Source organism: Bacteroidales bacterium (assembly GCA_013141385.1).
GTDB lineage: Bacteria > Bacteroidota > Bacteroidia > Bacteroidales > Tenuifilaceae > UBA8529.
Map to the genome: position 1 here is coordinate 125,349 of JABFRB010000010.1, position 19,203 is coordinate 144,551.

The following is a 19,203-nucleotide window of genomic DNA, read 5'->3' on the forward strand; positions in this document are numbered from 1 at the left end:
CAGTTTGTGCGCAAAGGGAAAAACTTTTAGTTTTTTCTTCTTCGCGAACTTGGCGACTTTGCGAGAATAGCTTGGGTGGTTGACGTTTATTTTACATTCAAAAGAAATATCTATTAAATTATGTGAGTGATTAGTTAACAATATTGTTAATTATGAATAATTTGATCAAATATTTGGATTAATTTTATGGCATGAAAATGTTTTTTGAGTTTATAATTATCCTCTTTGACTATTAATACTACAAAATTGTCCAGAAATGGACTTTAGGAGTATTTATCATTACTACAATTATTTTATTTTTCTAATTATCACGCCTTTATTATTATTGGTTTGGTTGTTGTTTGTCTTTACTTTTATTGATATTCTATTGTCCGAAATTGGTTTATAATAGTTAAAGTGAAATTATACGTAGCTATTTTAGTATAAGGTGTGAAAAAAGAAATAAATATGTGCAATTTCAATACTTTTACGCAGTTACATCGAAAAAAATTTAAAAATAGGATATCACACCATTCGTGTAAGTTAAAAAACCTACAAGAAATACCTGAACCCCTCAAACGACTAGGACTATCATTATTTTTAATGGTGGTTTTTGTCTTTAATAGCTATGGGCAAGCAACAAGAACATGGGACGGAGATGCTGGCAATGGAAGATGGAATACTGCTACAAATTGGTCAAGTAATATCGCTCCAGTAAATGGCGACAATGTTATTATTCCTGTAGCTTTTATTAACCAAACAATTAGCCGAGTTCCAAATATTTCCTTAAACTCTCTTACAGTACAAGGTACTGGTATTCGTTTTACCGCCAACGGAACGGCTCAATCAATTACTATCAATAATACAAATGCAACATCGGCATTAACCATATCAGGCTCAGCAACCTTTGGCGATGGAACTGTTGGAAATGCGGTTAATTTAAATCTATCGGCAATAAATACAGCAACAAGCATAACTGGCACTCTTTCAAATTCTGCGAATAATACAATCACTCTCGCTTCTGGTCAAACACTAACCATTGCAGGTGGAGGAACTTTTAATGCCAATGTTGGTACAGTTACAATTAATGGGATTGTAACAAATTCAGGAATTGTAACTGGTGGTTCGTTAACCTTTACCTCAACCGGGGTATATAATCATAATCAAAATAGTGGCACTATTCCAACCTCAACTTGGAGTGCTAGTTCCAACTGTACCATTGGTGCGGGTTTTACAGGTACAACCCCTGTGGGTTTAAATCAATCCTTTAGCAATTTTACAATGAATGCTAATGGACAAACACTTACTTTGGGTTCAAACCTAAGCATTGGCAACGATTTAACAATTTCGCAGGGAACCATTGCCGGTGCGGCAAATACAATTAATCTTACAAGAAATTTAGGTGGTGCTGGAAATTTATCGTTTACAACAGGAACACTTAATATTGGTGGTAATAATAATCAGACTGGTACATTCAATTGTGGCACAAGTACTGTAAACTATAATGGAACAGCTCAACAAATTCGGGGAGTTCCGTATTATAATCTCACAACATCTGGCAGTGGAACAAAAACACTTTTAGGAGCAACAACTATAAATAATAACCTTTCTATTTCTGGCACTACTACTTTAGCATCAGATATTTATCAGATTACGGGAAATGCCACTGGTTTGTTTACAATGACTTTGGGGACAGTTTTAACCCTTGGAAATACTGGTAATGCAACGAATGTGCTATTCCCTACCAATTATACATCGGGAAATATAACTCTTGATCCTACTAGTACAATTTTCTACCAAACCATGGGCGCACAGACGATCTCAATTGTACCTACTTATGAAAGGTTAACCATAGATGGTGGAAGTACTAAAACTGTTGCAGGTAACATTCGCATTAACAGCATTCTAAACTTAACTAACGGGAGGCTTGCGCTAAACAGTAATGAACTAACTTTATCTAGCAATGCAAGTGTAGTTGGATTGGTTGGCTCCTTCAATATGATTGACGTTGGAACTGGCAGCATAATTAAGGAGGGAAATACCAATTCCGATTTTGTACTCACATACCCAGTAGGCATTGGATCTGCGTATACATCTATGCAGATAGCCAGTCTTTCGGCAACATCCATTGCTCCATTATCGAGTATTAAACTGCAATGCAGTTCAACTCCTGCATCGGGAGTTCCCGGAAACCATCCGCTAAATCGTCAATGGGTAACCTCAACCACCGGTATTACAGGATCATTAATAGCCGATATTCGGTTTACTTATGATGCTGGGGATATTCCTGCTGGTGGTAATGCGAGTCTCTGCGAAATTGCTTATAAACCAACAGCTGGAGTCTGGGGCGTTCCAATTGGTGCAAGCGCTGCGGGCAATAACCCTCTTAAAGCATCATCTACTTCAACTTTAGATGCAACATGGACTGGCACTGAGCCTATCAAAAGAGTATTCTACTCATTAAAAACAGGTAGTTGGGACGATCCAACAACATGGACACTCGATCCTTCCGGAACACAGCCGCTAAATCCCAATAATGTAACACCTACAACATCCACTTCGTCTGCTTTTGATGAGGTGGTAATCCTTTCAGGGAGAACAGTTACCGTATCTACATATACAAAGGTGAATAGTAAACTAACTGTTATTGGAACACTTGATTTTGGAACAACAATAGGACATTCGTTTACTTCCATTAATGGTACTGGTCGTATACGTCTTGCCGGGGATAACTTTCCAATAGGAGATGCTACCAATTTCGTTACAGCTGGGTTGGGTGAAGGAACGGTAGAATACTATGGAACATCTTGTAACTTGAATTCTGCTCGCACTTTCTTTAACCTGGAAATCAACCTAACAGCAGCAAATACGCTAACATTATTAAGTGATTACTCAATCAATGGTTACTTAAAAATATTCAATGGAATTTTAAGTATTAACGATAATACTTCAACTACTCCACTTAACATAACCGTAAAGGGAAATATCACCGTTTCAGCAACAGGTAAAATTGCAACTGGTACGGCCAATGCTCGCCATCAGCTGAATATGTATGGCGACTTTACCAATAGCGGTGATGTAAGGTTTACCAATCGTGCTGTTGCCGATTATGCAACTGAGGCCACTGATGGTATTGTTGATGCCAATTTCCTTAGCCCCGATAACGACCAAAGTATAATGTGCAGGGGTATTACAAATTTCTATAGAATTGAGGTAGACAAAGGAGTTGATTATACTTATACATTAAATATTGATGCTACTGCTCCAGCCAATTTTAATCTATTTGGATTTGCCAACGAAAACCATACCCCTGCTACGGCACAATTAGTAAACAATAATAATGCTCTAGGTTTAATAAGAGGCTCTGTAAGAATAGGAAATAGCGTTGTAATACCAACACTTTCTACTGCAAATATTTACAGCATTTCTGCAGGAGCGCAACTATGGATGGATCGTGGAACTGCGCAAAAGAATAGTGGACAAACCATTGCTTTATATGGCAAGATTAAAATTACCAACGGAACCCTTGAGGCTAAAACAATCAGCGGGATAACATTTCGAAACAACGGTATTCTAAGTGTTGAAGGGGGAACTGTTAATACCAATCAAATTAGAACTTCGGATGTAGGGGTTGCCAACTATGGCGGCTATGTTCAAACAGCGGGAACGGTAAATGTTCTAGGAGGAACAACAAATACAGATTATTACGTTTTTTCTTTGCCCTACCCCAACTGTGTATTCAACATGAGTGGTGGTACTCTTAATGTAAACACCTCAACAGGGAATAGCGGTATTCTCATTAATTCCGATCCTGATAATATAAAAGTTACGGGTGGTACAGTGATTGCAGAAACAAAATCAACCGATGATTTTTTAATTACATCAACTGCCCCTTTCTGGAATCTTTCGTTTAAAAACTCAACGGCTGTTGCCCGACAGTTCTCATTGGGAGCAGCAACAAATATTGCTCCCGATAATGTAAACGTAGCCGCTCAACCACTAAAAGTGCTAAACGATTTTAGGTTGTGGGGAAAAGAATCTGGTGGTGCAACATATCCCGCTATCACCTTTAATTCAGGAACAAATGATGTATATATTGGAGGTGCTTTTTATATTGAAAATGGGGCGCTGTATGTACCCATAAGCGGAGGAACAGCACCATACGATGCAATTGCCAATCAGCCAACATCACGCAACACAACCTATTTCAACAAAACAAACGGAACGGGTGCAGTTGAAGAGTTTTATCAGGGTAATACTACTAACCCGCTTGAACTTGGAAATATTGTCGTAGACAGAACCAACGGTTACGAAGTAAAACTAACCTCTGGGGCAACCAGAACCAATGAGTCGGTTGGTTTAGATATAAACGGCAATGCTTCTGTGCTATCTGGGACATTAAATCAAAACCTCTTCACTATTCGTACATGGGGCGCCATAACAAATAATGACCACATGGGTACTTGGTTTCCGGGTGTAACCCCCAGTAGAGCCCAAATTCAAATGGTTGAAAACCCTGCGTTAACACTCACAACCACAACCAATGCCGTTTTTGGTAACGTTCAGATAAATGTAACTCCCCCATCAAAAATAACCCTTACCAGTGATGTTTACATCGAGCGTATGGAGTATGTAAAAGGGCTTATCTACCTTAAGAGCTATAACCTTAAGGTTGATAATTTATGGAATATGGAAATGGGTATTTTCGAGAACAGTGCAACTAATAGTTATCTAAAAGTGGCAGATAGTGGCTACTCTGGCAGTTCTATGATTTTTACCGATGGAAAAGCAAGCGATGGTGGTTTAACTCTTAAAGTAACAGCAGATTCACAAACAGAGAATCAGCCCAATATTCTTAATAATTTTGGCCCAATAACCTATCCTCTTGGCTTTACGGCTGATGGGGGTACAACGCTATACTTCCGTCCTGCACAGATGGTGGTAAAGAACTTTGCCGATGATGGGTATGTTACAATTCGAACTGCAATGGGACCACTGCTCACTCTAAACGCCGCAGGAGGTGAGGTTCTTCAACAATACTGGCGAGTATCATCATCTTATTTCACCACTGCTCCTACTGTTGCTTTTCGTTTCTACTATAGAAACAGAACGGGTGGTGGATTAATGGATCTTGTTGCCGCAAACTCGGTTAATGAAGTTAATTACGTTCCCGGAAAAGTACAGGATAGTAATCCATACACAAGATTATACGAGGCTTTAACCGATAACGATATTATCAAAAACGTTGGGGCAACAAATACACGTGTAATTACTTTCAATGGAAATAGCACCAATGGATTGTTTACTCCATCCTCAAACGGCTTTTCTTTGGACGATTACAACTTTACAGCTGGGGCTGCCGCATGTTTCGCAGGTTCGCCAATTCACTACTACACAAACGCAAGCTATCAGATCTGGAATAACGCTGCCACATGGGATGTAGGCTTTATTGGTAGCGGAGTTCATGCTGTTCCAACAACTGGAAGTATTGTACACATCTATAACGGTAGAGCAACTGTTGATAACCCGCCACCACGAGCAGGTAGGATAACTGTTGATGCTACAGGTATTCCGAATCCACCAGCGGAAATTATTTTTGAATTACCAAACCTGCCTATTGCGCAATCGAACTCCGAAAATGTTCCACGATTGCAGTTTTACAATAGTGTTAACGCAACTTTGGGGTTTGTAAAGGGAGTTGGAATGATCTCTTTCGGTGCAAATAACATAAATTTAACAGGTGATTTTGGTGATTTTGGGACAAATCCATATTCTTACTATCTCTTCTTTAACAATGGCACAGCACCCGCTCAGCTAACAAATATTCCAACGCCTATTCCAAATATGATGATTGAGTACTCCACCGACATCAACCAAAATATTACAATCAATTCGGATCTGATTGTTCAAGGGAATGCAACAGTGCATCCATTAAGAGATGTTTATATAAAACGAGATTTGGTTTTAGGTTTTTGGCTGGGAGCAACATTTCAGTTCCCCGCAACAGGTAGTGCCGTTAAAGTTACCGTTGATAGAGATGTTGATTTTACACGAATCCCTATTCCAGGATCTGTAGGTAATAGAAATCTAAATGTAGCCGCTGCTGCTGGTATCCTTGAGCACACTTTTGTTATTAAAAGAAATATAATTCAAGGTTCCGATAATAACTGGGGAATAGATCTTTACGGAGCGGCCAATAGATCCAAGGCAATTTTAGAGATGCAGGGTACCGAAAATGGAACATATTCTAGAACCTCAACAACAGTTCCAAACCTGTATCGTATAGTAATGAACAAGGGTACAAATCAAACCCCCTCTTTTTCCTTCGATGATAGTTTTATACTAAACGGGTCAACAAACACCGCAACCAAAGCTATCACAATGAAGAGTGGTACGCTTATTTTAAACGATCCGGCAATTAATATCAACCTAACCACAGGAGGTAATTATTTTGAAATACCCGCCGCATCCTGTCTCGATATTAAACAGGGAATAACTCATGCCAACGGTACTTCGGGTATTAGCCTTGATGGTAAACTTAGCCTAAGCGGTGGAACGCTTGATATGAGCGGTGGCGATAATCCAATTGAGTATTCGGCATCGGGAATGGCAACAATCTCGGTTACAAGTGGAACATTAACCGTTGGGGGACAAGTTCGCCGAACACCTTCATCGGATGTGGGTATTCTTACCTATTCACAAACCAACGGAACTGTTGTTATTGGTAACGATGCCGCACCAATAGGAAATAGGGGTGTGTTCGAAATACTAAATGCTGGAAGCTCTTTCTCAATTACTGGGGGAGATTTATTTATTGCACGTGCTCAAACAAGCCCAACCATCTCAGCATTCTATTTCGACCCTGCATTCTATAATATAGGTCTTGCAGCCAATATAAACATAGGACATACATCAACACCTGCTTCTCAAACAATAGGGATATATGCAGGAAAACCGCTCCCTAAACTTAGAATAAACAACTCTAGTACAAGAAATCCAATAGCAAGACTCGACGTGGTGTCAGCCACTATTACAAGTTTACTTCAAATTGATGCTGGGGCAACTTTTAACGCTAATGGTTTAGATCTCGAACTTCAAGGCGATATGACGGCTAGCGGAACATTCATCCCCAATGGAAACACTACCTTCTTAAGCGGAAGTAGTTCACAAACCATCACAGGAAATGGAACTTCGCTTAATTTCTACAATTTCGATAAATTAACTTCTAACAACGTAATATTAACCGCTGGCAACACACCGTTGTTGGTAACCAACAGCTTCTCGCTTTGTGGCGGAACTTTTACAGATAATGGAAATACTGTAACCGTAAAAGGGGATGTATATAATGATGCAACGCATATAAACAATGGAGTTGGAGATGGGATAACTCTAAAAGGAGATAATTCTCAAATTCTTTCAGGTAATGGAGTTTTTGGAAAACTGACTATCAATAACTCCAATGGAGTGACAATTCCTATTGGAAATCAACTATCCATCACTCGATCGTTAAAAATGCAAGCAGGCGTTTTAAATATTGGTAAAAATCTACTCGACATAGGTGTAAATGCTGTTATTGAGGAGTCGTCACCATTCTCAAATACAAACATGATTGAAACCAATATCTCTTTTACCGATAATGGTTTGCGTAAAACATTTCCTGCGGGAGTATCACCTGTATTCATTTTTCCTGTTGGATCAAACGATAAATATACACCTGTAACACTAACAATTTCAGCCAACGGGAATAGTACAGGTAGCATTGCCGTGAAACCTGCCAACGAAATTCATCCCAGTATTCTTGAGGATGCAGAGTTAGGCACACAAATTATTGATAAAAACAATGCTCTTCAATATTACTGGACTCTAAAGGCAAACGGAATTTCGGGGTTCACGGCTTCTGCTAAAATGAGGTATATAGATATTGATGCTGTTGTTGGTCCAGAGTACACTATTGCTGATTATCATACGGCGAGTCTTCTTGCTAATGGACTAGGTAACTGGCTGAAATTTCCAAAGGCTGATTTTGATGAAACAAATAAAGATCTGATATTCAATTTCAATCTCAAAAATGACGCTGGAATAAGCGGCGACTATACAGCCGGAGCAGGTGATGCAAGCCTTGATGGGGCTATTCCTGATTTAGTAACCAGCTACGAAACTAATTCCAATGGCGATTGGGCAACGGGTACAATTTGGACTCCAAATGTTGCAGGTGGTCCTCGTGGTGCAATCACAAAAATTAACATCCCCCATACCGTTGATGTAACCTCAAACTATGTTGCTGGTTACCTAACAGAAGTATTCGGTACTCTTAAACTCTACTCAACTTACGGTCATCGTTTGGGTATTCTCAACGGGAATGGTACGATATACCTTGAGGCAGGAGATATTCCCGCTGCTGTATACGATGATTTCTTTTCATCCGCAGGGGGAACCCTTGAATTTAGCGGGACAACAAACTACGAATTTCTTGGAAATATTACTGTGGTAAACCATCTGAGATTTACGGGAATAGGTGATAGAAAATTTCCGAATAACAACCTTCTCCTAAACGGAGATCTTAATATAACAGGTGATGCAGGTCTTAACCTCATAAACTACTACAACCGTAAAACAAGCATTAAGGGGAATCTAACCCGAACATCAGGATCGTATGATGCAGGTAGTGGTGCAAATGCAACTCTCGCATTTGTTGGAACTCTTCCTCAAACCATTACTGGATCATTTTCGAATAGTAATGCTTTAAATAATCTTGAGATAAACAATGCCAACGATGTTACTATTATTAACGATGTTGAGATTGATAGGGAGCTAAGACTCACTAACGGTCTAGTAAGTATAAACCCCTCAAGTTTATTCAGAATTAACTATGGAGCAATAGTTACTCCATCAGCAGGTTCTGCATTATCTTTTGTAAATGGGGTGCTTACAAAGGAGATGATGAATGGCAACAGCTTTACTTTCCCAATTGGCAACTGGGATGATACAAAAGCACATGGTCCAATTACGCTAAAATCTGTATCTGGTCCTTCTGGTATAAATGATTGGAAGGCATCTTACTTTTTTGCAAACGCAACATTAGCAGGATATAATACAGATAATTTTGATAGCCCCATATCTACAGTAAGTCATTCGGAGTATTGGAAGATAGAAGCACCAACAGGAGGCGCCTCTATCATAAGTATAATCCTTGATGGCTCTAGTGATGTAGCAAGTTCTTTGTTAGATTTATCGAATCTTAGGGTTGTAGGATGGAATGCATCATCATCTAAATGGGAGGTTGTGGGAACTAGTGCAACAGTAACTGGAACAGCAACTTCTGGTACGGTATCAACTACTACATTCATAAATTATGGTAGTTACACCTACTTCACACTAGCATCCGTAACACCTGTTGCTGCAAGTACAGCAACGATAACTAGTCCGGGCGTAGTGAATCTATGTAATGGATCTTCAACAACAATTATAGTTACATTCACAGGCACAATGCCTTATGTGCTTACATATAATGTAGGTGCTACTCCTATTACAACCCCTGCCATAAATTCTGCTTCCTATAATATTACAGTAAGTCCTTCTTCAACAACAGTATATACTCTTACAAATATTACTGCAAACGGTATTCCTGGCGTTATCACAGGTATGACATCAACAACAGTTAATGTAAGTCCTATACCAACAGTTAATATTACCAGTAATGATGCTGATAATATCATTTGTCAAGGGACTAATATTGTATTTACAGCAACAGCCGGATTAGCAAACTATCGTTTTAGAATAAACGGAACTACAGTCCAAAATGGAGCGAGCAATACTTATAATACCTCATTGTTGGCTGTAGGCTCACAATCTGTTGATGCTATTGGAACTAACTCAGGAGGATGTTCATCAACAAGCAGTGCTTTGGCGGTTACTGTAAATCCATTACCTGCTGCCGCAGGTGCAATAAGTGGGCCAGCATCCGTTTGCAGAACCTCATCTGTCGTATATACAGTACCCGCAATCGCTAATGCAACCAGCTATAATTGGTCGAATAATAACGGTGCAACAGGAACTAGTGCAACAAATAGCATAACACTAACCTTCCCAAATTCTGGGTCAACCATTATTACTGTTTATGGAGTAAATAGCTGTGGAAATGGGGTTTCTTCAACTTATACTGTAGCAGTAAATACGGCATCCATGCCAAGCGCAGCAGGTGCTATTACTGGTGTAGCAGAGGTCTGTAAGGGAGGAGCTGGTTACTCATATAGTGTCGCACCCATAACAAATGCTACTAGCTATATTTGGTCGTACTCAGGCACTGGTGCAACAATAAATGGAACAGGTACAAGCGTAACTATAGATTTTGCGGTGGGTGCAACAAATGGAAATTTAACTGTAGCAGGAACTAATGGTTGTAGTACAGGAACGGTTTCACCAAATTACAGTATTGTTGTAAATACTCCTCCAACTGCGACTATTCTACCAGCAACACCAGCAACCTGTAGCGGAACACCAATTACCATTACTGCAACTCCCGCTGGAGGTACAGCACCCTATATGACACACGCTTGGACTGGTGTTGGCGCAGGATCCCTGTCGTCAACTACGATTACCAATCCATTGTTCAACAATACGACAGGGGGAGGTTATGGTTTAACCTACACAGTTACTGATACTAAAGGATGTATGGGATCTGCGAATACCTCCGTTACTGTTTATCAGGCTCCCGTTGCAAATGCGGGTCCAGACGCTTTGGGTCTTTGTAGTGGCACAGCATCAATTGTTCTAACAGGAGCAACTGCCACAGGATCCTATAGCGGCACACCAACATGGACGGGTTCTGGAGGCTCTTGGACACAAAATCCCGATCCAGCATTAGCATCATTTACTCCCACTACCACCACCGGGTCAATTACAGCAACTTTAACCTTAACGGGAGCTAATGGTTGTGCCGATGTAACGGATACCAGAATTATTTCTTGGAGCATTACTCCCAACCAGCCAGGGGCTTTTACAGCAAGCACCACTTCCGTATGCCAAGGACAAACAGGTGTTACCTACACAGTGCCTAATGATCTAATTGTGACATCCTATGCATGGACTTATACTGTTGGTACAGGAGCAACAATAAATGGTAGTGGAAATAGCATAACCCTAGATTTTTCATCAACAGCAACTTCGGGTAAGTTAAATGTAACTGCAACTAACTCCTGTGGTACTAGCATTGCACGTACGCTTGATATTACAGTGAATCCTACACCAAAAACAGGAAGTATTTACCATATCCCAAATAATTATGGGTTATAGAAGACGACGTCTAGTAATATTGTAAAACCTAAAGAATAATCCAACAATTAAGGGCATAAAAAAAGACCTACAAATAGGTCTTTTCTTATTTTCTTATATGTTCTTTTAGAATTTATATGCGATACCTAGGTTAATGAAAAGTTGATCAGCATCGCCAATAGTATAACCAATTTGACCAACAGCATCTAATTTGCTTGTTATTCCATAAGCACCCCCAGCACCAATATTAAAGCCCACCTTTGATGTACTTGAAGAGATGGGGCCAATTTCAACTTTTCCAAAACTAAAATTCAAACCAGCCAAACCATAAGCTGTGAGTTTATCGTTCTGGAGAAAATTATAATGCCCATTAATATTGAAGGTCGTTAGTTTAAATTTAAAACCAGAAACTGGTTCACTTGGAAAATAATATGCAAATGAAACCTCTGCGTCAATTTTTTCAACAATTTGAGCAAGACCATTAATATATAAACCAAATCCCATTTGGGCGTTTCCGCTCTTATTAACTGCTGCTTTAGACCCAAGTGCTAAGCCACCACCAATACTTTTGAATTTAAATTGTGCGTTAGCACCAACAGCAAAAAGAACAACTGCAATAATTAATGTGATTTTCTTAATCATAACTATTATTTTTAAGGTTAATAATTGGTGTGAAATTACACAATTCTCATACCACATTCCAAAATTAAACTCAAAAACCTTTGGGTGTCGCTTTTTCCTTTTATATTCAGCATCTTATAGTTTAGAATCCAAAATTTAGTCCTACTGTAATTATAGAATTTTTCCCTTGAAAAGATGATGGGGTATAAAGATCCAAGTAATATTGAGTTGTGTACCCATCCACATTAAAGCCCTGAATATTGCTTTGAGCGATATTGAGATAGAGCCATGAATCGTGAATAAATTCCCAGCGACTAGTGAAAGAAATTGTTAAGTTCTTCCATGTGATGTCTTTCATAAAAGGCAACTGGTCTTCATTTGGGGCGGTGACATATGTATATTCATTCCCATGTCTCGCATAGGTAATATCTCCTCTCAAAAGAAAACCTCGGAACAACTTGATATCTATTGCGCCAAATAGTTCATCCGAATTATCGCGAAGATAGTGGCCTAGATTGAATTTGTTGGTCTCAAAAGTAGTTGTTGGCACTCGATGTTTATAGGTAAGAGGGTTGGCTTTTGTATACTCAAAGGTCAAAGATGTATTTGAGATTGGCCAATTCGAAAGGCGAAAGCCATACTTCTGTGAAACGAAGTTGTGTCGCTTTGTGCTGAACACTCGTGTAACCGAAAACTCATCAATATAAATAGTGCTATATAGATGAAGATTCTTTATTCTTCGTATGCTTAAATCAAGAAACATCTGTGAGTTCTCGTTCTCAATGTCGTGGTTTAATGTATGATCAATCGATTTATAAAACATTACTGGAATTAAGTACGCTGGTTGAACCTTAATATCAGAGTAGACAATTGAGTTTCCGACCGAAAAAGAGATACCCTTGAAGGGGATAAAGGTCATGAGGTTTGCTGCAATGTATTTATCTCTAAACACTGTTCTAAAATCGCCACCAGATGTTATATACGAACGGCTAGTATCAACAACCTCTGATACCAGCCAACCATGATAGTAATTTAACTCAAACCAATAAACTGGTTTCATATTAAGCTTAACCATAGCAAAGGATGGAGTTCTCCCTGAAAAAATTGAAGCACCATGGTAATTTGTGCCCCATTCCAACTGATCTTTAATCAGTCCTAATGATCCCCATTTCCAACCGTACACAATACCACCCCTCATTTCAGAAAAATCACCACCCTTCCTCCCTTGTACACTCACTTTATAGTTTCCGCCTTCGCTTTGTGTGAAATAACTAGGCTTTGCAAGAATTTCGGTTTGGTAGTTGTCGCGCAAATTCGCATAGATTGAAATCCTCCCAATACTACCCCACGCCTCTGCCCCGCCCCATGTGTGCATTATTTTGTTAGATCCTACTACGTATTCACGAATGCCCCAGATAGGTTTTAAAGAGAAGGTGAAAAGCGAATCTTTATAGTGTATTCCTAGTGGTAAAAACCCAATGTTGAAGTTCGGTTCTTTTGTTATCAGATTGCCCCGTTTCAAGTCTGTATAGGAATTTTTACCTTTTTCACCAATAAACCGATACTGCTTTAGGTAAAAATCCAACTCCTTGCTCTGTCGTTTTGTGATTTGCTCTTTACTTTTTTCCGCTTCAACTAAACATTTTAGAATATAACCATTCGTATAGGGCTTAACGGCAGAATTTATGTTTATAACTTTGCTATTGGCTAGCTTATCAAGAAAATCATAAATACCCTCATTGCAGAAGGAAACAGGGATCTCTTGGCAATAAACTTTACTCCAAACGAAAAGAGGAAGAATTACAAAAAGTAATAATCTTAATAGTTTCAAGTGCGTGTTCTATATTTTTAAAATGAAACGATCATCTACGATTTAAAGGCTTCGTGTTCAGATAAATCTTTTAACACTTTTGCAGGAACGCCACCTACAAGACATCTTGGAGGAACATCCTTTGTTACAACAGAACCTGTTGCGATGACGGCTTCATCTCCAATTGTGACACCTGGAGCAATTATTACATTAGGCATTATCCAGACTCCTTTCCCTATTCGGGTTTGCATAATTTGTCGGGGGTAAATCTTTTTCAGCCTTGTATTTGAAGGGATATTTGCGTGAGCTGTAATGGTAGTCCGATCTCCTACTGAAGTATCATCTCCAATGAATATTTGATCGGTAAAGACACGGTCGAACATAACCTCGTGACCAATATAAACACCTTTGCCAATATTAACTCCTCGCCAGCGATGAATGCTGGTTCTCCAACTCTTAACAAAGCAGAAGAAAGCTACCTTGTCAAGTACAAACCGCCATACAAATCGGACACCATATCGAAATGTACCCCAAGGCCCCTTTAGACCATAAAAATCTAAAACTTCTTTTGCTGGCATAACTATATCTCCTTATTTATTTGGTTTTCATAATACTGTTTACAAGTTACAAATTTGAATCCGTTACTATTGAAATACTCTATTTCTTTCCTGTATAATGGAATGGCTTTTAAGCCGAGGTTCTTAAGCTTAAGTTCTCGACGAATAACATCCCCAAGAAGATAGGAAATGTAGTTCGATGAACGTCTAACAATTTTCTTACCATCCGAAATCTCATCAATAAACTCGTTTGGATGGGTCAAAAAAACAATCGGCTTACTATTTATGCTTGATTCCCAAGAAAGTAATTTTCTGAGCTGTCGAGTTGTAAATGGGAATATTCTCATTGTAGTTCCAATATACGGCATTATTAGGGCAGAGATTGGTATTTCAAAAACATCTCCGCTTCCACGTTTCATTAGATTTTGCTCATGGGTAAAATATGGTTTGCGCGGAGCTACTAGCCATTTTAATTTCTTCATTCCACCAAAGGACAAAAACATATCAAATCGCTGCGAGGCTACTGAACTATCAACTTTAAATCCAACCTGCTTAAGAGCTATGGCTGTATCTCTATTAACTCTGGCCGCAGGAGCTCTAAAAGAAATAACATCTTGCCCAGATATGTCTTCGAGAATGCTTTTAGATTTCCTCAGGTGCTCAACTTGCTCTTCAAAAGATAAAACATCAAACGCCTTATCAACTTTATGTGAATAACCATGCGAACCAACTTCATGACCATACGGAAGAACCATCCTAACTACCTCCGGAAACTTCTCAGCAATATACCCCGTGAAAAAAAAAGTTGCTTTAATATTGTATTCTGCATATAGTTGAAGCAACAATGGCAGACCCTCCTTGAGAACCCTTTCTCCCATTGCATCCGAAAGGTTGTTATTTGCAATAGACGTGGTTTCAACATCATTAGTTAGTAAACAATACTTTTTTTGCGGCTCCATCTAATAATGTCGGTTAATGGAAAAAAAGTTTTAAAAAATATTTGGCAATGTTTTTGGCCTTTTGAAGGAAATACCGATAAACCCAAATTCCCAAATTATCATTCCATCGTGCAGCATGTGCGTTTATGATTATCTGGTTGGGCAATTTGCCATTCTTAAATGCCTCAATCAACTGAAAAGTGGTGCGAAAAGAATAATCAAAATTGCTATTTACTGTGTCACGAATGCTCATCCGTTCACCATCCCAACGACTACCGTTATCAGTTAAATAAAAAACGGCGTTGTAATCAATGCTAAGATATGGTTCACCTATCAACCCAAAATCTTTGAGAGAATATTTATCCCAAAGTTTACGGCTATCCCATTTTGATAGTGGTCGACCGTGCATTACCACTGTTTTAACAGGATATATTTGTCGAAGTTTTTCAAGTTTTTGACCAAAGGATTTTATTGCTTTGCTATAATTTCCTTTTGTGTCAGCTAAGTTTTCATAATGATAGCCTATTTCGTGACCTAAATTCTTAATTTTGCTAATTATTTCTATCTTGAAAGTGTGAGGTATTCTGAAATAATATGTTGCTTTAACATTATAACTATTTTCTATTCTGGCAATCTTTAAATCATGACCAGGCCATATATCGGAATCGTGCCTAAGAACAACAACCTTTTTTGCTGGTTTTACTAAAAATTCTTCAACTGTTTGAAAGCAATATCCCGCATTATTAATTGCCTCAATTAAAGAAATATATGTTTTTGATGTAAAATCTCTCATTAACCTGCTCCTTCAAAAACTAATTTAGTCTTCCAATTATAGTAATCCCTGCATGTACTTGTTCTCCCTCCCGAACCATGATGGTTGTATTTCGGGGAATTATTAGATCTGATTGTGAACCCCATCGTATTTTCCCAATAATCTCACCTCTCTTTACAGCAGAACCTTCCTTGGTCATTACAATACAACGCCGAACACCTCGAGCTGCAATCTGAACAATACCAGCCATAATTCCATCGTTGCGCTTGAAAACTACGGTGTTTCTCTCGTTGGTTAGTGTTGATTCTGGTGTATTTAGCCCAATTGCTGTACCATCGGTGTGTTTAACAAGAATTATTTCCCCATCAATGGGAGCCCTATTGTAGTGAACATCAAAGAGTGTCATTGCAATTCCTATCAAATAGCAGGGTTGGTTTAAGATATCTGTTTTGGTGATTTCGTTAATGTTTGCCACTCTCATCTTCTTAATGGTAACAGGGGTTTGGTTAACCTCAAGCTCTTTTATATAGATGATTCTTCCATCTGCTGGGGCAACGATATCATCCTTATCGCCAGGGATTTCCCTTTGGGGATTTCTGAAAAAGCGGTAGAAAAATAGGCCAACAAAAAGTAAGAAAACTATTAGTGGGCATAGGATTATCACAAAAACAGCAATCGGAATACTAACAAAATGATATATCAATAGCCCAATAGCAGTAGAGAATACTCCCAAAAGAATATTGTCCGTATACAAATATTTCCTATTAAAACCCCCTTTTGCTACCCAAAAGATAAACATCGCAGACGAGAGTAAAAACGATGCCATTACTATTATAACTTGTTCCATTACAATTCTACTTTATTTGGTTTAAAATACATTTATCTTTTTTTAAGGAACGAAAACATCATTAATGCATAAGCAAACATAGGTTTAATATCCTTTTTGTAGTATAGCGCACCAACCCGTTCCCCTTTCATTGATTTCAAATAGTTCTTAATTGTTAATAGTCCCTTTTTAAATGCTAAAAGAGAATAAACAGTGTCGGTTAAGGAGTTAGTCCATTTTACTCCTACCTTGAATTCATTGGGATAATTATTGATAATCCCGTTTAAATAATTATAAATATATAATCCATAATCAACCCCACAGGCTTTTGCCAATCCAACCCATAGCCATGTTCTTGCATTTATCTCAATAAGCTTAAACTGATTATCCGAAGGATCTTTCAGAAACTCAATTTCACAAACACCGCTATACCCGAAATGTTTTATTAGTTTTTTTGAAAGATCAAGGAGTTCGGGCACCATAACACTTTCCGCTAAAGTAGCGGTTCCAAATTGTATGGGGTGCTCCCTAAGCTTTGCTCCCATCCAAAATGCTTTAATCTCACCGACCTCTGAGAATGCGGTAAACGATATGGTTTTATTAGTTCCATCAAATGGAATCACCGACTGAGTAAAGGTATCACCGAGAGTATATTCTTGCTCAATTAACTTTAGCTGTTCCTCTAGCTCAACTTTACTGTTTGCAATTAATGCCTTTTTCTTAATTGCACCATAGAAAGCCAAACCATGCTTTCCTTTAGTAATTACTGGAAATTTAAGCGTTAAATCATCTGTATTGGTATCGGTAAAACAATGGGTGCTTGGAATAGGGACACCTAATTCTGAAGCACTGTTTAAAAGGTTTACCTTGTTATAAATCAGCTCGATAATATTGAATTCAGGAACTAGCATTTTGTAATGCTCTTCAAGTTTTTTTCGGTTACGAGAAAGGGTGATTACCGCATGGTCGTTTGATGGAAGAAGAATCCACCCATTAAGATTTTCATCCTTTGCCAATTGTAAAAGAAATTCTGCAAAGGCATCATCTTTAAAATCAGGGCAAATAAAAAACTTATGGGAATATCTGGAATATCGAGCTACACAGTTTCTCTTATCAACAACATAAACAGGAATCCCTTTCTCGCCCAGCGTGCGGGCAAGAGACAAGCCCTGTACATGGCCTTCAATTATGATTGCGCCGGGTTTTAAAGTGTGTGAGTTCAAAGCGAATCTATTTTAATAACTTCTTTATCTGACTGAACAATACAGCGTTTGTATCCTCAAATTCATTTGCGATTAGAGCGGTCATTTTTTCTTTTGAACTTTGGTTAAAGGAAACATCCATCATTGTATCAATCGTGCTGTAAACCTCTTCTATCAACTCCGTTTTTACCATTGCTCCGATATCAATAAACCGTTGGTTGGCTTGCATCATTCGCCCTCCAGTATAGATACATGGATTTCCCAACAAACAAGCCTCGCGAGCCATAGTGTCACCAGAGGATATTACAAAGCGTGAAAAGTAAATCAAAGAATAAAGATGTTTTACCGGTTCTTTGAGAATAATACAATTATCGTTAAACTCGTTAACTAAAGCCTTGTTTTCTATGGATAAAAGTATTTTTATGTCTTTGTTTTTCAAATAGATGACAATCTCTGGTAACAATCCAATGCGGTTATGGTAATTCACGCTTACATTAGCGATTTCGCGGATAAATACATAGCTGTTAGGTTGTAAACCATACTCCTTAAGAATATCATGATTAGGAGTGAAGTAGTTTGGATGTAAGTATGCAAGTTCTTTATATCCTCTATACTTAAAAAAGTTTTTTCCGTTAACTGGCATAAAATCTGGCATCACATCAATATCAGAAAACCATTTGCCCAATAAAAATGTAAAGCGGTATTCGCTATCATCATCGTAATGAAGAATCTTTACTCCAAGTAGTTTACAAGCAATACCAGAAGCTAAACCCTGACAGATAACTAGTTTAATTTTATTTCTACGCAGGAAACGAAACGCCAAATACTCCCTTTGAATAATTGAGAATATCTTACCAAACAAACTTTTGCGATGTGAGCCAAGTCTTGTAATCGTAAATTCCGGCAACTCACTTTTGGCAATTAAATCTAAAACTCCCCGGTGCCGATAAGTTAAATAAACTAAATTCCCCTCTTGGGAAAGAGTATTAATTGAATTTCTAAAAAGATTTACATCAGCAGGGTGCAGTAAATCGAAGAGGATATTCATTGATTAATTATATTTTAACTAACAATGCGAATTAAGGGTTGAAAAAAAGGCACATAAATGCAACGGCTAGCCTACCAAATACATGAACCAGCAAGCCGTTTGTCGATCGAACTTTAGACGCCCTTTGAATGCCAGTTTTCTCCTCAAGCCAGTTGAAGAAAGACTCAATGGGCTGCCTT

Annotated in this window: 9 protein-coding genes; 1 reads left to right on the top strand and 8 read right to left on the bottom strand. The window is 38.4% G+C overall.

The window, feature by feature from the left end; all coding sequences use genetic code 11:
* The first annotated feature begins 582 nt into the window (after positions 1-582).
* Positions 583-11,271: a hypothetical protein gene (locus HOO91_05975; protein ID NOU17089.1), complete on the top strand. Its 10,689-nt coding sequence runs from the start codon at positions 583-585 to the stop codon at positions 11,269-11,271.
* A 105-nt stretch (positions 11,272-11,376) separates the two neighbouring features.
* Here HOO91_05975 and HOO91_05980 read toward each other — a convergent pair whose 3' ends face one another.
* From HOO91_05980 to HOO91_06015, 8 genes are all read right to left on the bottom strand, one after another.
* Complete coding sequence (locus tag HOO91_05980) at positions 11,377-11,892, bottom strand: outer membrane beta-barrel protein (protein NOU17090.1); 516 nt, start codon at positions 11,890-11,892, stop codon at positions 11,377-11,379.
* Positions 11,893-12,013: 121 nt separating this feature from the next.
* Positions 12,014-13,702, bottom strand: coding sequence for a hypothetical protein (locus HOO91_05985; protein ID NOU17091.1), 1,689 nt, complete (start codon positions 13,700-13,702; stop codon positions 12,014-12,016).
* A 35-nt stretch (positions 13,703-13,737) separates the two neighbouring features.
* On the bottom strand, positions 13,738-14,259 hold the full coding sequence (locus tag HOO91_05990; GenBank protein NOU17092.1) for an acyltransferase: 522 nt from the start codon (positions 14,257-14,259) through the stop codon (positions 13,738-13,740).
* A 2-nt stretch (positions 14,260-14,261) separates the two neighbouring features.
* On the bottom strand, positions 14,262-15,197 hold the full coding sequence (locus HOO91_05995) for a polysaccharide deacetylase family protein (GenBank protein NOU17093.1): 936 nt from the start codon (positions 15,195-15,197) through the stop codon (positions 14,262-14,264).
* Between the two features lie 13 nt (positions 15,198-15,210).
* Positions 15,211-15,969, bottom strand: coding sequence for a hypothetical protein (locus HOO91_06000; protein ID NOU17094.1), 759 nt, complete (start codon positions 15,967-15,969; stop codon positions 15,211-15,213).
* Positions 15,970-15,988: 19 nt separating this feature from the next.
* Positions 15,989-16,795, bottom strand: coding sequence for a phosphatidylserine decarboxylase family protein (locus HOO91_06005; GenBank protein ID NOU17095.1), 807 nt, complete (start codon positions 16,793-16,795; stop codon positions 15,989-15,991).
* 32 nt (positions 16,796-16,827) lie between these two features.
* Positions 16,828-17,997, bottom strand: a complete 1,170-nt coding sequence (locus tag HOO91_06010; GenBank protein NOU17096.1) for a hypothetical protein — start codon at positions 17,995-17,997, stop codon at positions 16,828-16,830.
* Positions 17,998-18,004: 7 nt separating this feature from the next.
* Positions 18,005-19,024: a DUF354 domain-containing protein gene (locus HOO91_06015; protein ID NOU17097.1), complete on the bottom strand. Its 1,020-nt coding sequence runs from the start codon at positions 19,022-19,024 to the stop codon at positions 18,005-18,007.
* Positions 19,025-19,203: the final 179 nt, after the last annotated feature.

Excerpts from the sequence above, each read along its gene's own strand:
- HOO91_06000 (NOU17094.1), bottom strand. The coding sequence starts at position 15,969 with ATGAGAGATTTTACATCAAAAACATATATTTCTTTAATTGAGGCAATT.
- HOO91_05995 (NOU17093.1), bottom strand. The coding sequence starts at position 15,197 with ATGGAGCCGCAAAAAAAGTATTGTTTACTAACTAATGATGTTGAAACC.
- HOO91_06015 (NOU17097.1), bottom strand. The coding sequence starts at position 19,024 with ATGAATATCCTCTTCGATTTACTGCACCCTGCTGATGTAAATCTTTTT.
- HOO91_05990 (NOU17092.1), bottom strand. The coding sequence starts at position 14,259 with ATGCCAGCAAAAGAAGTTTTAGATTTTTATGGTCTAAAGGGGCCTTGG.
- HOO91_05980 (NOU17090.1), bottom strand. The coding sequence starts at position 11,892 with ATGATTAAGAAAATCACATTAATTATTGCAGTTGTTCTTTTTGCTGTT.
- HOO91_05975 (NOU17089.1), top strand. The coding sequence starts at position 583 with ATGGTGGTTTTTGTCTTTAATAGCTATGGGCAAGCAACAAGAACATGG.
- HOO91_06005 (NOU17095.1), bottom strand. The coding sequence starts at position 16,795 with ATGGAACAAGTTATAATAGTAATGGCATCGTTTTTACTCTCGTCTGCG.